The sequence below is a fragment of the Pseudoalteromonas amylolytica genome (assembly GCF_001854605.1).
Taxonomy (GTDB): Bacteria; Pseudomonadota; Gammaproteobacteria; order Enterobacterales; family Alteromonadaceae; genus Pseudoalteromonas; species Pseudoalteromonas amylolytica.
Window position 1 is genome coordinate 63,460 of sequence record NZ_MKJU01000006.1, and the last position, 19,246, is coordinate 82,705.

At 47.0% G+C, this 19,246-nt stretch carries 2 protein-coding genes; both read left to right on the forward strand.

Features of this window, described 5'->3' with window-relative positions; translation table 11 throughout:
* Position 1 precedes the first annotated feature (1 nt).
* Entirely contained in the window at positions 2 to 8,680 is an 8,679-nt protein-coding gene (locus BET10_RS01910) for an SDR family NAD(P)-dependent oxidoreductase (RefSeq protein WP_070983137.1), read from the forward strand.
* A gap of 36 nt (positions 8,681 to 8,716) precedes the next feature.
* Entirely contained in the window at positions 8,717 to 19,174 is a 10,458-nt protein-coding gene (locus BET10_RS01915) for a non-ribosomal peptide synthetase (RefSeq protein ID WP_070983138.1), read from the forward strand.
* Positions 19,175 to 19,246 lie beyond the last annotated feature (72 nt).

The window sequence follows — 19,246 nt, forward strand, 5'->3', positions numbered from 1 at the left end:
CATGACAACAGCAAATTTAAAAGCTCGGTTGGCGAAGCTATCACCCGAGCAGCGGGAGCTTTTGCTTAAAAAGCTTCAAAATAGCCAAAAAACGACTAAAAAAGAAACAATTGCACCGGTTGCACGTGAGTTTGATTTATCCAATGCACAACAAAGAATGTGGCTATTTGAGCAGTTAAACCACGGCGATAATGCCTACAATATTGTGTCAGCATTGCGCTTTGTGGGCGACTTTAACCCAGACGCATTTCGTTGGTCTATCCAGCAGTTGGTCAACCGCAATGAGATGTTTAGAACGTATTACAAAGGGGGAGACACCCCACTACAGGTGGTAGAGCCACACTATCAAGTAGAAGTGAATATGTTGGCACCGCTGGCGCTGGACTTCGTTAAAGACCGAGAACAGGTTGAAGCCTTTGTTGCCAAGCAAAGTGATGTGGCTTTTGCGCTAGATAAACTACCGCTATTTAGCGTGGATTGTGTGCCTTTGGCTGATGGTTCTCACATCATTATGTTTGTGATCCACCACATCCTAGCGGATGGTTGGTCACTTGGGTTGATTGAGGAGCAATTAAACGAAAACTACTTTGCATATTTAGGTGGTCAACGTGAAGATGTTCAGGCCAATGCGTGCCAGTTCAGAGATTTTGTGGCGTGGGAAAAAGATTGGTTACAGAGCAGCAGTGCCGACCAGCAGCGCCTTTACTGGAAAAAACAGTTACACGGTGCACCAGAGCATTTGCCAATGCCGACCATTGTGCCACGCAGCTCACAGCTAACGTTGAACGCTCAATCACACCTGTTCCAATTGAGTGACCAACAAATAGAGGGCTTAAAACAGTTGGCGAACGACCATCAAGCGAGTTTCTTTATGGTATTGGTCGCTACTTTCAAACTGGCGTTGAGTTACTTCAGTGGTGTTGAAGATCTCACCGTGGGTACGCCTGTTGCCAACCGTAAACGCGCGCAGTTTGATGGTGTTATCGGCATGATGTCAAATACCGTAGCGCTGCGCAGTCAGCCAAAACGTACCAGCACCTTCGTAGAATATTTAAATCAAGTAAAAGCAATGTCATTGCAGGCATTTGCCAACCAAAACGTACCCTTTGAAGAAGTGGTAGATAGCTTGCAGTTAGAGCGTAGTGCACACCACTCACCGCTTTTCCAAGTGTTATTTGCATTGCATGCCTCTGATAAAGAAGAGCTCAACCTAGATGATATTCAAGTTGAACCTGTTCATCTTGCTCGTAAGACCATTGAATTCGATATGATTTTTGAGTTCTTTACCAGCAACTTCAATGATCATCAGGTGGTATTCTCATACAAAGAGGACCTATTTTCAGCATCGATGATTGAAGCGTTAACAGCGACGTTCAACGCTATCGTCGATTACGTCACAACAAGTGCCGTATCAGACTTACCGCTGGCGGAGTTGTTCACCCCACTCAATCAAGCTGCTGGAGTCGTTGCGCCAGTTGCGAACTTTGCGTTGAGCGCAGCAACAGTGCAACAGTGCATCAGCTCGTTGACAGACAACGCATCACTACAACAGCAGTGGCAGTCACTAGATGCAAAATTGAACTGGCAGCAGTGTGCGAGTTTTATGCAGCAACATTTGCCGCTCACGGCACAGGATACGGTGTTATTAGAAGCGCAGTTGAGCCCAGAGTTATCGCTACTGGTTAGCTTATGGGCCATGCAAGTTGGCGCGCGGTGTCAGTTTATAACGAGCGTTGATGAGATAAGCGACGCAGCGACCGTATTAGTTGCAAATCCTGCGACAGCCAAAGCGTTGAGCCAAATGCGTACAACCCATGCCTTGCGTGCCGTGCTGGTCAATGGTGCGCAACCGGATTTAGACCTAAGCGCGCTGGGCGTGCCTGTTTATCTTACTTGGTCGATGCCCCATTGCCTGCCAAGCGTGATCTTGAGCGATGAAGGGGTTGCCTACAGCGGTGAAGTGAGCATTGTTAATGGATTAGGCGAAGTGCTGCCAGAGGGGGCTATCGGCGCACTCAAGGTGGAGCAATACGCAACAGGTATCGACGCCTACATTGACAATGGCGTGATTAGCTTATTGCGTTATGCAGGTAATCGCCATGATCAGTTGCAAGCATGGCACAATGGTCGCTGGGTTGAGTGTGCTGCCGTGAGAGCTCAGTTATTGGCGCAACAAGGCGTGCAAGATGCCCTGGTTTATAACCGCAAAGACAGCAATGGCATCTATCGTTTGGTGGCTTACATTGTAACCAACCGTCAGCTCTCGGGTGAGCGTTTATATAACGAGCTAAGCCAAGCGCTACCTACTCATCAAGTTCCTCATGCATTGGCCTTCGTATCGCAATTGCCGCGTAACATGCAAGGCGCAATTAACTTCACTAAGTTAGAAGAAATCGCCTTATTTGACCGCGAACAATTGATGGGGATAGATGGCTACCTTGAGAATAACTTACGCACACCTGAGCCAATCTCACTGCAACAACTGGCTCGTCAGCAACAAGACAGTGAGACACAGCACAGCAATGATACACCTGCGACAAGCAAAGGAGAGGCGCTTGATTTTGACACACTCCCTAGCAACTTAGCGCAGCTTCTATGTAACGCTGCACAAACTGACCATGGTGTAACCTTTGTACTCAATGAGCAAGGTGAAACGCAGCATATCGGCTATGGCGAGCTACTAGAGAAGGCCAAACGCGTGGCAAATGGTTTACATCGTGCGGGACTGCAAGCTGGAGATCGTGTGGTGCTGCAGCTTGCCACTAACGCCGATATCGTACGTGCGTTTTGGGGATGCTTAGTTGCGGGTATGGTGCCCATGCCAGTGGCTTGTCCTGACAGCTATGACAGTGAAGATAAAGATTTTGAAAAAATCATTAGCAGTGTCAGCGATTTGGATATTAAAGCGGCTATTTGCGAACAAAGCAATCATGGTGTGTTGGCTGAGCAAACCACGCTAAAGCATGCTTTAGCGTTAGACGAGTTATTGACTAACCCCCCTGGTGAAGTACATGAAGCCGACTCAGACGCGGTGACCTTATTGCTGCTTACCTCAGGCAGTACGGGTAAACCTAAGGCGGTACAACAAACTCATCATGCCTTGATCAGCCGTTCGGCTGCGATGGCCAAAGTGGGGCAGTTTGACCAAAACACCACAAGCTTTAACTGGATGCCATTGGATCACGTGGGTGGGATTGTGATGTACCACCTGCTTGATGTTTATCTAGGGTCTAACCAATATCACTGTGCCACTGATGTGATTTTGAAAAAGCCACTGCTGTGGGTCGATTGTTTGAGCCAGTTTAAGGTTAACAACACGTGGGCACCAAACTTTGCCTATGCGCTGTTGAACGAGCATATCGACCCAGACGTTGATTATGGTTGGGACTTGAGTGCCTTGCACTTTGTGCTAAACGGTGGTGAAGCTGTGGTTGAAAAAACAGCTAAACGCTTCTTAGAAAATCTTGCGCCTTACCAGCTGCGTTCAAACGCGATGCACCCTGCATGGGGGATGTCTGAAACCTGCTCTGGTGTTGCGGTAAATACGGATTTTGATCCACTAAACACACCAAGCAATACGCCTTATGTCACAGTCGGCGGGGCGGTGCCTGGTGTGCAAATGCGCGTGGTTGATGGCGATGATACGGTATTAAAAGAATCTCAAGTTGGTCAGCTACAAATCAAAGGCGCGCCCGTGACCATGGGATATCTGAACAATGAAGAAGCCAACGCTGATTCTTTCACCGAGGATGGCTGGTTTATTACCGGCGACCTTGCGGTTATCAATCAAGGTCAATTGGCGATAACCGGTCGTGCCAAAGATCTTATTATTATCAACGGTAATAATTACCAAGGTCAGGAAATTGAACAAGTTGTAGAGTCGGTTGAAGGCGTATTGGTTGCACATACCGCGGCTTGTGCGGTGAGAAAGTCTTCGGACGATACCGACAAAGTGGCAATTTTCTTTACCACTGACAAGGTCGAAGAGGCTGATCTTAGCGAGCTTAAAGCGCGGATTCAGCAGGCGTGTTTACGTAAACTACAAGTGGCTTGTCAGTACTTTATTCCACTTGAAGCGGATGAGTTCCCGCGTACATCAATTGGTAAAATTCAGCGCAATAAACTGGCGAGCGCTTTTGCTGCGGGCGAGTTTGATCAACGCATCATTGAATTTGATATGGCGCAGGATGAGCAATATCTACCCGCTTGGTTCTATCGTCCACACTGGCAACGCGCACAACGCGGTGCTGAGTATCGCTGCAAGCTGGATACGCTGTTAATTTGTGCTGACGGCGCGCTGGCTGAGCAACTGAATGCAGATGCCTTGGGGGTAGCAAATGTACATGCTATCCATGAGTTATCACAGCTAGAGCAAGCTTTGAGCACAGCCAAAACATGGCGCGTAATTTACCATGCGCACAATGCTCAGGCATTAGCTGAGCTGTTGCACATTGTACAGCACGCGCAGCACAAACTGGCAAGACTAGACGTGATCACACATCAGGCATTTAGTGTGGCAGGTGAAGCTGTGAATACCCAGCTTGGTGGTCTGCACGGATTCTTGGCGACGCTACGTCAAGAGTACCCTGCACTGAAATGCACGCATATTGATGTATCAGAAACGTCGACGCAGTTAATCAACGAGCTGCGCGCGACGAGTGCAAATTCGACGGTCGCTTTGCGTGATAACACACGTTACGAATACAAGTTGGCCAAGGTCGATGAGTTCAATCAAACACAGTTGCCGGAGCCATTTAACACAGATACCTTCACCTTGATCACAGGTGGTATGGGTGGCATCGGTCAAGTGATCACCCAAGCAATGGCGCAAAATAGCTCGGTGGATGTGTTACTTGTTGGCCGCCGTGAACTGGATGAGGCACAGCAGTTGCAGCTGGCTAACTTATCAAATACCGGTGCAAGGGTTGCCTACCAGCGTTTGGATATCACAGATAGCGCAGCGCTTAAGCAGGTGATCAGTGACTATGAGCAGCGTTGGGGTAAGCCAATTGGCAGCGTACTACATCTTGCAGGCCAGTTACGTACAGCCATGATTGCGGATGAAGACAGCAATGCACTTAACGCTTCGATGCAGGCAAAAGTGCAAGGTGCGATTGCCATCGGCGAAGCGCTGACAGGGCGCATGGATGTCAGACAAATCCACTTTGGCTCAGTGAATGGCTATTTTGGCGGTTCACAGTACGCAGCATACGCGGCGGCAAACAGTCAGCTAGAAGCCATTTGTCACTCACTCAAAGCGCAAGGTTATCCAGCACAGTGTTTACACTGGAGTATGTGGCAGCAGTTGGGCATGAGTGCAGAGCACGTAAACAGCGAACAAACTCGCGCTAAAGGTTATTACGTGCTGACACCAGAGCAAGGCGTTGCTGCACTGCGCTTGGCATTAAGTACAGAGCATAGCACTTTGCTTATCGGTATCGACCAAAGCAACTTATTTATCAGTCAGTATGTTACGCAAGCAGCCCGTGCAACACAGGTGATTGCATCAACGGCTGACACCTTAAGTCTATTACCGAAAACCGATGATTTTGGACAACGCATTGAAACGCGCATCACGGATGCTAACGAAGACGATAGTGCAGACGCATGTTACGTTGCAGGTCGCGATGAACCTAAAGATGTGATCACACATTTAGCGCAGATTTTCTGCGACTTGTTGTCGTTATCTCGTGTGCGTTATGACGATAACTTCTTTGCCATTGGTGGTGACTCAATTATTGCCATTCAAGTAGTGGCGCGTGCCAAAGGCGTGGGAATAGCGATTGAGCCGCGTCAGTTGTTTGAAACGCAATCTTTAACAGAGCTGAGCGCGAAAGCGGGCATCGATGAAGTAACCGTTGATATTGATGAGTTCATAACCGGAGAAATTAAAACGGCGGCCATTGGACGTTGGTTCCACGCTCTGGCGCTGAGCGATCCACATCATATGAACTTATCTACGATGTTAAAGTTCAAGCAAAAGCCAGACTTGGCGCGCTTAGAAAAAGCATTACAAGCGATGCTCAAGCATCACGACTTATTGCGTGCACGTTTTGATGTACACCAAGTTGAGCTACAGTGTGAAATCGATGAACAGTACGACATCGCACTGGAACGTATCACGCTTGAGCAAGACGACAGCACCCCATTTGCAGAGCGTTTAGAGCGTGTAGCGACCGGGTTACAAAGTTCACTCAACATGGATGAGGGCCCCTTAGTTAGAGCCATCTATTTAGCAGATCCGAGTACGGGGAATGACCGCTTGCTGCTGGTTGTACACCACCTGCTGATTGATGGTGTGTCTTGGCGTATCTTGGTTGAAGATTTGATGTTCTACTATCAAGCGCCAGAAGGGAAAGCTCTTAAAACAGCAAGTTACAACACTTGGATCAACTCATGGGAAGAGTACCTGGATAGCCATGATTGTCATGAAGAAGTGCGTTGGTATTTAGAGCTGCACCAACAGAGCAATGGCAACGATGAATTGGCGTTTGTGGATACGCGTTTTGAAAACACCCGCCAAGAAGAGCAATCCATTGAGTTTAAGCTCGATAAGGCGTTATCAGAAAAGCTCGTTCGACAGCTACCAGCTAAGTGTAACTTGTCTATCAATGAAGTGTTGTTAACCACTTTGCTGTTGGCATATGAACAGTGGGCTGACCAATCTAGCATGTATTTGATGATGGAAGGCCATGGTCGTGAAAACTTACCAGCCAACACGCCTGATGTAAGCCGTACCGTGGGATGGTTTACCTCGCTTTACCCCGTGCGTTTAAGTGGCGCAGCCTCGGGTGAACTTAGCGATACCTTCAGGCAGGTTAAGCGCCATATGGCGGCTATTCCAAATCAAGGGGTGAGCTTCAACTGGCTACGCTACCACACGGCTGACAATGCATTGCGCGACATGCCAGTGCCACATATGAGCTTTAACTATCTAGGCACATTTGATGTTGCTGATGAGCGTGACATTAGCTTTGCCAGCGAGTCTTCAGGGGTACAGACGTCTCCAAGACAGCAGCGTTTATATGAAATAGATTTTCTTGGAGCAATGTTAGATAAACAAATTAACTTCTCCATCATCTTTAATCACACGCGTATCGCACGGGATAAAATCCAAGCATTGGTTGAGCTGTGGCAAAGCAAAATGGCGTTGGTTGGTGAACAGCTAGAGAGTCTACCGCGCTTTAATTCTGAGGTTAAAACTCAGTTGCAGTACTTTACCAATGAGGCACATCACGCTAGTACGGAGCGCTTGTTAGCTTCGCTTACGGACGATGATATTCATACCGCAATGCCGGCCACTTCTACACAGGTGGGTTTGATGTATGAGAGCTTGGTAAGTGACACCAAAGGCATGTACGTATCACAGTTGGTTAACCAGCTACGAGGTGAGCTTGACGAAGTTGCTTTCAAAGCAGCGTGGCAAGCCATTGTACAAAGACACAGCATCTATCGCACTGCGTTTCATGTAAACGATGAAGGGATATTTGTGCAAGCGGTGAAAGAGTATGTGCAGGTGCCTTGGCATTCTCACGATTGGACACACTTGGACGCAGAGCAACAAGAAGCGAAGTTTCGTGCTTTGGTAGCAGAAGATGCACAAACCAACTTCGACATTGCAAAAGCACCACTGATGCGTATCAATCTTGTCAAACTTTCTGATGATTGCTATCGCATGTTGCTCAGTGAGCACCATGGTATTTCAGATGGTTGGTCACGTGGTGTGGTACTCAAAGAGCTAGCCCAGTTCTATCTTGCTTATGTTGATGGCAGCGACCTAACACTGCCCGAGGCTCATCCATTTGCTGACTATGTTGGTTGGCTAAACAGCCAAGACATGCAAGCGGCAAAACAATTCTGGCAGCAAAGTTTAAGCAATGCGCCAATGAGTAAGCCACTAGCCGGTCAAAATGAGGCCACTCAGGTAGAGAGCATTGACAGATTCTCTTGTCACTTTAGCTGTGAGTTATCAACCCAAGTGCAAACATTCGCGAAACAACATCGCATCACCGTAAATACCATCGCGCAGCTTGCATGGGCACTGACATTATCGATTTATAGCGATAGCGATGATGTGGTATTTGCGACCACCTTATCAGGGCGTCCTGCGGCACTTGAAGGGGTTGAAGAAATCGTCGGTGCGTTTATCAACACCGTGCCGGTGCGCATCAAACTTGATAAGCAGCAGAGCATCATCGCGTTATTACAACAATGTCAGCAGTTACAGCTGGGTATTGCTGAAAACGACTTCTTGCCACTGAGCGAAGTGCTCAAACAAGGTGGCGTAAGCTCAGTGAACGATGTGATCAACAGCTTATTTGTATACGAGAACTTTCCGCTGACAGCACCGACCAAGCAGCCTGACAGCAGCCTTTGGGTTGAATGGGTAGACAGTCTCGACAAATCTGAGTTCCCGCTGTCACTGATGTTAATACCTGAGCAGCAGCTTGAATGGGTGGTGTATTACCACACGCCACATTTCGATGCTGAGGCTATCAAGACTATGTCTGAAAACTATCAAGCAATTTTAGCAGCACTCATGGACAACAGTGCGCAACGACTCAGCGATGTATCGCTACTGCCAACTGCAGCCTATGCCGAGGTACACAAGCAACTCGAGCAGACAAAGGCGTTAACACAGCAATCAGAAGATACGTCGATTGAAGTTTTAGAGTTTTAACAAGACAAGAATAATAAAGAATTAGGAATTAGAAAAATGACATTAACAGTATTAAAACAAGCACAAGCACAAGGCGTATTACTTTACTTAGAAAACAACAAACTCAAAGCGCGTGCCGCAAAAGGCGCGATGACGGATGAGTTGAAAAAAAGCATCGTAGAGCATAAAGAAGGACTGGTTGCGCTGATGTCTCGATTCAATCTATTGAATCTTAATGACGAGATGATTGAACAGCAGCAAACATACTGGTTGGAACAGCTTGCAGACTCTAGTGAACAAGCGTGGCAAGTACCGCTTAGCAAGCGCGCAGCTAATAGCAAAGAGGTGGAATATGCTCAGCATAGTGTAACGCTTGATGCTGGGTTACTGGCGCAATTAGATGCATTTGCAATCGCTAAGCAAACAGACCGTTTTGCGGTGTTACACAGTGCACTATGTGCCCAATTAAATCAGTACTCGGGCGTAAACGATTGCGTGGTAGCACAACACCTGCAAGGTGGTTTAGGTTACTGCGCTGATGATTTCGATAACCGTGTGGCGCTGCGCATGAAAATGACGGACGACGCATCATTTGAAGATTATTTAAGCGGTTACGAGCAACAGCGCATCGCCGCGTTGAACAACGCCAGTTTAACCACAGGGTTATTGGCAGAAGCATTACAAAAGGACGAACGCTCAAGTGTTGTGGGTCAGCCTCGCATATTTAGTGGTTACTATGAACAAGCGAGCATCGAACACAGCTATGATGAGGGTTGTGATCTGAGCGTTTCGTTTATGGCAGATTCATCTTCTTTGGAGGTGGTGCTTCATTACAACACACAGTGTGTATCAGACACGTTTGTTAAGCGTTTTGTGGCTAACTTCCAAGCACTTATCGCTTGTGTGTTAAATGCACAAACACAACCGCTGAATGATTTAGCGCTGCTATCTGACTTTGAGTATGACGAATTACAATACTTAGCACAGGGGGTAGAGGATACAAGGCACTCACAATATCACTGCGTGTTAGAGCGCTTTAATCGTTGGGTTGAATCTACACCATCGGCGATAGCCGTGACTGATCAGGCGCAATCGTTAAGCTATGCACAGCTAGATAGCAAAGCGAATCAAGTGGCTTATCACTTGCTGGATGCTGGTGTACAAGTGGGTGATGTCGTGGCGGTGAGCATGGCTCGCTCGGTTGACTTTATGGTGGCCATTCTAGGGGTATTAAAATCAGGTGCGGCTTACTTGCCGATTGACCCAAGTTATCCTGCCGATCGTGTGCAGCACATGCTCAATGACAGTCAAGCGCGCATGTTATTGAACCTCTCTGATAATGTAATGGGTGCAGAATTTTCTGGCACGATTATGAGCATTGATACGCTTACAGAAACTCAAGCGTGTGCATTACCGCAAAATCAGGCGGATGATTTAGCCTATGTGATCTACACCTCTGGCTCAACGGGGCTACCAAAAGGGGTTGCTTTGTCGCACCGTGGTGCGTTGAACTTATTTTTTAACCAATTAGATTGCTTCAAAATGAGCGAGCAAAGTCGGGTGTTGCAATTTGCTTCTATCAGTTTTGATGCCGCAACTTGGGAATGGATGATGGCGCTGTTGGCGGGTTCTAGCTTATATATCTGCCCAGAAAGTGCGCGTACCTCAACGCAGGAATTGGCTGATTACCTTGTTGATAACGGGGTTACCCATGCTACCTTGCCACCATCACTGCTAACGCACATGGACATTGAACGTGATTACCAGTTTGATGCACTGATTGTGGCAGGTGAAGCGATTGAAACAGCGCTTGCCTGGCGCTGGGCTGAAAAATTCCCACTTTACAATGGTTACGGCCCATCTGAGAGCACCGTATGTGCCTCGGTTGATCGTATTGTTGCTAACGAAGTCGTGACCATAGGCAGTGCATTGGCAAACCTAAGCCTGTACGTGGTTGCGCCCAACACGCAGCAGCTTGTGCCTCGTGGCGCGGCAGGCGAACTATTGATTGCTGGCGCATCGCTGGCAAAAGGTTATTTACACAACGAAAAGCTGACAGCGCGCAGCTTTATTGAAAGCGACTTAGGCATGGGCAAAGTGCAGCGCTTGTATCGCACCGGTGACTATGTACGTCTATTAGAAAACGGTAAGTTGGAGTTTTTAGGCCGGATTGATAACCAAATTCAATTTAACGGCTTTCGAATCGAGCTTGGTGAAATTGAGCAGGTGATCCAAGCGCAAGAAGGCGTGAAGTCAGCGCTAGTGATCCTTGACCCACATTCACAATTAAAGCGTTTAGTCGCTTACGTGATCAAAGAAGGTGAGACATTTGATAGTAGCGCTGTGCTAAGTGGTGCAAAAGATCAGCTCCCAGATTATATGGTGCCAGCAACTGTTGTGACGGTAGACACCTATCCACTGACTGCTAACGGAAAAGTAGATGCTGCAAAATTACCTGTTGCTGATTTAAGTGCTGGTAATGCTTACGTTGCACCAACAGACGAGCTACAAACCTTACTGTGTGAGCAATGGCAACAGCTATTGATGGTTGAAAAAGTAGGCATTACCGATAGCTTCTTTGAGCTAGGCGGTGACTCAATTCTGTCTATTCAAGCGGTCGCCAGAGCAAACCAAAAAGGTATCAACATCACTACCAAAGGGTTACTAAAGCTACAAACGATAGAAAAGCTTACCGCTGACTTGGCAGAGCAAGCGCCGCAAGAAGTAAAAGCTACGCAAGAGGCTTTAACTGGCAATGCGCCATTGCTGCCAATTCAACAATCGTACTTAGATAACACTCAGGTTGATCATCATTACTTCAACCAAGCTGTATTGCTGTCTGTACCGAGCGGTCTGAATCACGCGATGCTGACTCGTATCGTCAATGCCATGGTCACTCGACACGATGCGATGCGTTTAGGCTTTAAACAAGATGAGCAAGGGCAGTGGCATGCTCAGTATCAAACATTCACAGAGCAACAAATTGATGCTTGTTGTATGGCGCTGGATTTACCAGAAGATGTTGAACAACATGCAAAATTTATTGAACAAGTAGGTGAACAATACCAAAGTAACTTTGCTTTGATGGGCGACCCGTTGGTTCGTGCGGTATTGTTGAACTCAAAAGACACACAATACGTGTTATTTGTAGCGCACCACCTGATCATTGATGGTATGTCTTGGCGTGTACTGCTACAAGACTTAATGCAAGCTTATGGCCAACTGAGTCAAGGCCATGACATTACTTTGGGTGCGAAAACTTCAAGCTATCAACAGTGGACTGAGGCACTGGCGAACTATCAAGACGCAGCACAAGACATCTGGGCACTGTCACAGCCAACTGATAGCATTGAGAGCGATTTTGAACAGCTAGGTGACAATACGCAAGCCTCAACACAAATGTGGCACTTTGAGCTGAATGAAAAAGACACGCAAGCGTTACTAAAAGAGTGTCCTAGCAGCTATAACACCACCATCAATGAATTACTATTGTCGGCATTGGCACAGGCGCTACATCAGTGGCAAGCGGTCGATAATGTTTCAGTGATGTTAGAAAGTCATGGTCGCGAACCGTTATTTGATGACATTGATACCAGCCAAACGGTAGGTTGGTTTACCAGCATCTATCCGCTGGTACTAAACTGTGCCGACGTAGAAATAGGCACAACTATCAAAGACATTAAAGAGCGTTATCGTGCAGTACCAAACAATGGCATAGGTTTTGGCTATTGGGCACAGCGCAACCCTAAGTTAGCGAGCCAGTATAACCCTCAAATCCTGTTCAACTACCTAGGTCAGTTCGATCAAGCGGTGGATAATGACAGCGGCTTTGCATTTGCCGAGGGCAACCTTGGCAAAGCCGTCAGTGACAAACATCAGCGAGAGTATCTATTGGGTATTAACTCGCTTGTCAGTGAAGGTCGCTTGTCTGTGGCTCTGGATTACAGTGAAAATCGCTTCAAAGCTGACAACATTCAGTCGCTAGGTAACTTGTTAGAGCAAGCATTAATAGAATTGGTGGCACATTGTAAGGTTGTTAAACAACAATATACGCCATCAGATTTCCCATTGGCATCTATGACGCAAAAAGAGCTGGATGTACTACAACAGCAGCATGATATTGCAAAGTTGTATCCTGCAACCTCAATGCAAAAAGGCATGATGTTCCAAAGCTTGGTAAAAAATGATGCTTATCTAACGCAGAGTGACTTTGTGTTTACAGGTGAGATCAACCTTGCCTACTTCCAACAGGCTTGGCAGTCAGTGATTGACCGTTTTGACGTGTTCAGAACTGTTTTTGTCGGCTCTGGCGAATCATTGCATCAGTTGGTGGTGAAACAGGCGACATTACCGTGGCATGTTGAGGACCTACGTGCGCTAAATGAGCAGCAGCAATTACAGCGCTTTGATGAATATAGAAGACAAGACCGTCAGCAAGGGTTCGATTTAGCCAACAGCGCGCCTATGATGCGAGTTGTGATATTCCAGTTAGCGGATGACAAGTATCGTTTACTTTGGACTCACCACCACATTTTATTGGATGGCTGGAGCTTGCCGATTGTTTACGGCGCTGTGGTTGAAAGCTATGAGTGCCTGATGCAAGGCAAAGCATTAGTGACTACACCAAGTGGTGATTATGAGTCATACATAGCTTGGTTAGGTGAGCGTTCACAAAGCGATGCGCAGCAATATTGGCGTAGTCAGTTGGGGCATATTGATAACCCAACCCCACTGAACATTGATAAATTACCAACCGATGGAGAAACCGGCCATCATGTGCAACGTCAGTTATTGTCAAAAGAACAAACGGAACGTTTAAAAGACTTTGCAGCCAGTGCACAAGTAACTGTTAACACTTTACTGCAGTTTGCTTGGGGTTACTTGTTACATCGCTACAGCAATGAAGATCAAGTTGTGTTTGGCTCTATCGTATCGGGTCGCCCTGGAGAATTACTGGATGTAGAACAAATGGTTGGCTTGTTTATCAATAACATTCCAGTGGTGCTAAACCTTGATAATAAGCAGTCAATCAAAGCGCAATTGCAAGCAATGCACGCCAACTTCCAAGAGGCAAATGAACACTGTTACGTGCCACTGAATGAAATTCAGTCTTACAGCGAAGTAGAAGGTGGCTATCAACTATTTGACAGTATCTTCTCATTCGAAAACTACCCGTTGGATGCAGCGGTTAGCGCCGAGAAAGAAGCGAGTATTGCTGTTGAGTCGGTGGATGCTTTCGAGGAAAATGAATACAAGCTTACCATCAACGCTGGTCTGAGCGAGACCTTGATTGTGCGTTGTAGTTACTATAAAGAGCAGTTTGCTCAAAGCACGGTAGAGCGTGTACTTGAACATTACATTCAAATCCTATTGCAGTTGCCACAGTGTGAGCAGTTAACTCAGGTTGAATTGTTAACAGAGCAAGAGCAAACACAGTTATTAAGCATGGGTGAGCAGCACAGCAGCTACGAAGTAACACGTTGTATTCACGAGCAATTTGAGGCTCAGGTGGCGCAATACCCTGACGCAGTGGCGCTAGTGTGTGATGACCAACAATTGACGTACAGCCAGTTGAACGAGCGTGCTAACCAGATTGCACATTACTTGATGACACAAGGCGTTGAAGCGGATGAACTGGTGGGTTTATACGCAGAGCGCTCGCTAGAAATGATTGTGGGGATCTTGGCAATTCTTAAATCAGGCGCGGCTTATGTGCCACTTGACCCAGATTATCCTGATTCGCGTATTGAATACATGCTTGAAGACAGTGATATTCGCATTGTACTGACTCAATCACATTTGCAAGAAACTATTCCGACGGATCAGCAGTTGCTGGTATTGGTGGATGAACCTGAGCGCTATGAAGGCTTCCGCAAGGACAACATCAGCGCCGAAGAAGCGAATGTGTCGGTTGGAGATCTGGCCTATGTGATTTATACCTCGGGTTCAACGGGGAAACCCAAAGGGGTACTGGTTGAGCACCGTAACGTATTACGTTTATTTAGCTCATCAGATGAACATTTTGACTTTAAACAAACGGATGTATGGAGTTTATTCCACTCAATTTCATTCGACTTCTCGGTGTGGGAGATTTGGGGCGCATTATTTTATGGCGCGAAGTTGGTCGTTGTACCAAAAGAGGTTGCTAAAGAAACGGAGCGTTTCAGTGCGTTAGTTAACGAGCAACAGGTGACTGTATTAAGCCAAACCCCCGCGGCTTTTGAGCTGTTTAGTCAGCAGGATCAACTAGACTCACATGATTCGTTACGTTATGTGGTATTCGGCGGTGCGGCATTAAACTTTGCCAGCTTAAAGCCTTGGATAGCACGTCATGGTGACGACGCACCTCAGCTTATCAACATGTACGGTATTACCGAGACAACTGTTCACGTGACTTACAAGCGTGTAACCAAAGAGCATGTGATGAGTGAACAAGGCAGCATGATTGGCTTCCCGTTACTGGACTTATCGTCATACGTACTTGACCAAGATCAGCAGTTTGTGGCCATTGGTGTACCGGGAGAACTATATGTGGGCGGTGATGGTGTTACACGTGGTTATTTGAATCGCGATGACTTAACTGAACGTGCCTTCATCGACAATCCATTTAAGCCTAGTGAGCGTTTATATCGCACTGGGGATTTAGTTAAACGCATTGATACGGGCGAGCTGGTTTATCTAGGACGTATTGACGATCAGGTGAAGATCCGTGGCTTTAGGATTGAGCTAGGTGAGATTGAGCATCAAATCCGCGACCACCAAAGCGTGAATGAAGTATTGGTGCTAACGCAGGGTGAATCGCATGATAAACGCTTAGTGGCTTATTTAGTGTTAACAGAGGGTCAAGATGAGCTGCAAGCGGTTGCTGAGCTAAAAGCAAGCATCTCGCAAAACTTAGCGCCGCATATGGTGCCAGCAGCTTTCGTGGTGATTGATAAGATCCCACTGACTATCAATGGCAAAGTGAATAGAAAAGCACTGCCAGAGGCCGATTTCTCAGCATCAGTTGAAGATTATCAAGCGCCGGAAACAGCGGTGGAAGTGGCATTGGCTGATATTTGGCAACAGGTACTAAAAGTAGCACGGGTGGGAATTAGCGATAACTTCTTTGCGCTCGGCGGTGACTCAATCCGTGCGATTAGTCTGGTTGCTAAGATGAAAGAGTCGGGTTACTCGGTCTCAATTGGCGCGCTATTTGAGAACCCAACCATCAAGCAATTGGCGCCCGTGGTTGCGCTTGAAGAGGTAACATCGCTGCCAGAAGTACCTGCATTCTCAATGTTAGAGGAGCAGGAATATGCCAAGTTACGTGAGCAAGCTGACTTTGAGCGTATTGAAGATGCTTATCCGATGACTCAGTTACAACAAGGTATGGTATTTCATAACCTGTTAGCGGGCGGTCAGGGTATTTACCATGATGTTATGAGTTTTAAGATTAAGTCGGCATTTGATGCTCAAACATTTGCGCAGGCGGTGACTTCATTAGCACAGCGCCATCAAATTCTACGTACATTGTTTGTGATGGACTCTCATGCGCCGACTCAGTTGGTGTACAAACAACTCGACGTAGAGCCGGTGGTTATGTCGCTGATGGCGTTGACCGAGCAGCAGCAAAATGCGCATTTAACACAATGGATCGAAGAAGAGAAAAACTCGCCGTTCGATTTTACTAAGCCATTGTGGCGTATCTATATTCACCAGTTAGATGCCGAGTGCTTCCAGTATACGATTAGCTTCCATCACGCATTATTTGATGGTTGGAGTATCGCGACACTGAATACTCAGTTGTTCAATGAGTACATTGCGCGCAGAGAGGGCACTTATCAAGCGAGCGAAGAGGTCGTGCTGCCTTACAAATATTTGGTACACCAAGAACAAGCAGCCATGCAATCACAAGAGGTGAGAGATTATTGGCGCAGCAAACTCGAAGATGCGCAGTTGCCTTGGTGGGCAGGTAAAACATTGACGGGTAAATCGCGTCAGGTGCTAGATGTGAGCCCTGAGTCGAGCCAAAAAATTCGTGACTTAGCAAAACAACTGGGTGTGCAGGAGAGAAGTATTCTACTGACCACACATGTGGTATTGCTGGCACTAGTCAATGGTAATAAAGACGTGGTGACGTCGGTTGTCGCTAACTGTCGACCAGAATACGAAGGTGCGGACAAAACCCTGGGCTTGTTCTTAAATTCACTGCCATTTGTAACAAGTCTGGAGGATCACAGTTGGCAGGCGCTGATCAAACAGGTGGATGCGCAAGTGTCACAAGATGCGTCAAAACGTACTTTGCCACTGAGCGTGATGCAAAAAGATGCCGGTTTGGATTTCTCATCATCGTTATTTAACTATGTAGATTTCCATGTGTATGAAAATCTAGCGGATGATATTGAGGTTATGGGCGCACAGGGGTCACTTGAGCAAAACTATTTGATAAGTGTGACTTACTCAAAAGTAAAACAGATTGCCCAAGACACCTTTAATCTAACGCTGGATATCGATCAGGACACCTTTGGTGAAGCCATGGCTGAACGTATGTTGCAATACAGTCAGCGCATTATTGACAGCATTGTGCAAACGCCAAGTAACGCGATTTCATTTGCAGCACTGATGAGTCAAGACGAGATGGCACAGCAGTTGGCCCATTGGAATGACACCGCACGTCAGGACGATCAAAGCGCCACTGTTCACCAAGGTATCTTCGCACAGGCTAGCAAAACACCGGATGCGATTGCGGTGCAAGCGGGTGAGGAAAAATTGAGCTATCAACAATTGGTAGACAAAGCGACCCGCATGAGCGCGTACTTTGAGTCGCAAGGTTTACGCAAAGGCGACCGCATTGGTTTATATATGCCACGTTGTCCACAGTTAATGGTTACCTTGTTAGCTGCTATGAACTCAGGACTGGTATATGTACCAATTGATTTGAAAAATACCCAGCAACGTGTAGAGAAAATCGTCGCCAGTTCCGAGTTAAAACTGATGGTATCGGTTAGCGATTTTACTGAACAAACGGCAACTTGCGGTGTAGATGTGATGCTCGTTGATGACGCTCTCAGTGCTGATTGGTTGGCGCATGTTGTGCCAACGGAGCAATTAGCGGGTGCCGCAAGCGCTCAAGACAGCGTATATGTGATTTATACCTCAGGTTCAACGGGTGAGCCAAAAGGGGTTGAGATCCACCACCAAGGCCTGATGGATTACTGCCAAACCGGTCTAGATTTGTACTACAACAGCGACTTGACGGGGTCATTGGTGGTCACTTCACATGCCTTTGACCTCACTGTGCCGAGTTTGTATCTGCCATTGTTGGCAGGTGGCACCGTCCATCTTAGTGCAATGGATGAGGAGATCTCTGGGTTGCACCGTGCCTTGACCTGTGGTGATGAGCAACAGTACTTAATGCGAATGACACCAATGCACGTCAATGCCATGTTGGCGCTGATGGAGCCATCTTTTGTCAGCAAAGCGCGCCATGTGTTTGTCATTGGTGGAGAAAGTTTTGCACCAAGTGATGCGAGAAAACTACAAAGTTTCTTCCCACAAAGTGAGATTTACAATCACTACGGTCCGTCGGAAAGCGTGGTGGGTTGTACCATCGCCAATGTGAGTGAATTACTCAATGATGATATTGAGGTACTGCCAATTGGTCGTGCAATGCCAAATACCCGCCTATATGTATTGTCGCCAGAGCAAGAGGTGGTGCCGGTTGGTTGCGTGGGTGAGCTGTATATCGCAGGCAATGGTGTCGCGAAGGGGTACCTGAACCGTCCAGACCTGACAGCCGAGCGCTTTGTTGAGAAGAGTTTTGCAAATGGTGTGACGGAGCGATTGTACAGAACGGGTGACTTAGTGCGCTACGATGAATTGGGACAACTGTACTATATGGGCCGAACTGATCAGCAGATTAAAGTACGCGGCTATCGTGTTGAGCCAGCTGAAATTGAGCAAGTGCTGATGAAGCAGTCAGAAATAAACAGCGCGTTGGTCATGATGTTAAAAGATGACAAAGGTGAAGCGCAGCTGGTGGCTTATGTAACCACTTACCGTGAGGCCATGGTACACAATGACTGGTTAGTGGAGCTTAAGGCGCGTTTAGGACAGTCATTGCCAAACTACATGGTACCGAGTGCGATTGTTCACTTAGATAACATGCCATTAAGTATTAACGGTAAGGTAGATAGAAAAGCATTACCTAAACCCGATGTTATGGGCGTGCAAAACTATGTTGAGCCGGCTTCTGAAACAGAGCATGCGGTTGCATCAATATTTGCTGATATCTTGAACGTAGAGCAGGTCGGTCGTCACGATGACTTCTTTGCACTCGGTGGACACTCACTTAATGCAACACGCTTTGTGGGTATGGTGCGAGAAGTATTCGCCATAGAGTTACCATTGGTGGAAGTATTTAATCACCCTGATGTGATGCACCTAGCGCAAATCATCGATGAAATTGTAACACTGAGTCACAACGTGGTTGGCCTTGACGAACAGTCAGAGCTAGTTGAAATACAGTGGTAACGAGAGGTTCACGAACTAAATCTAAATAATCAAACTGAGTTAATGTCATAACCGGCAGGGAAGCCGGTATTC

Bases quoted from the DNA above. Each gene is read 5' to 3' on its own strand.
- BET10_RS01910 (WP_070983137.1), top strand. From the start codon at position 2: ATGACAACAGCAAATTTAAAAGCTCGGTTGGCGAAGCTATCACCCGAG.
- BET10_RS01915 (WP_070983138.1), top strand. From the start codon at position 8,717: ATGACATTAACAGTATTAAAACAAGCACAAGCACAAGGCGTATTACTT.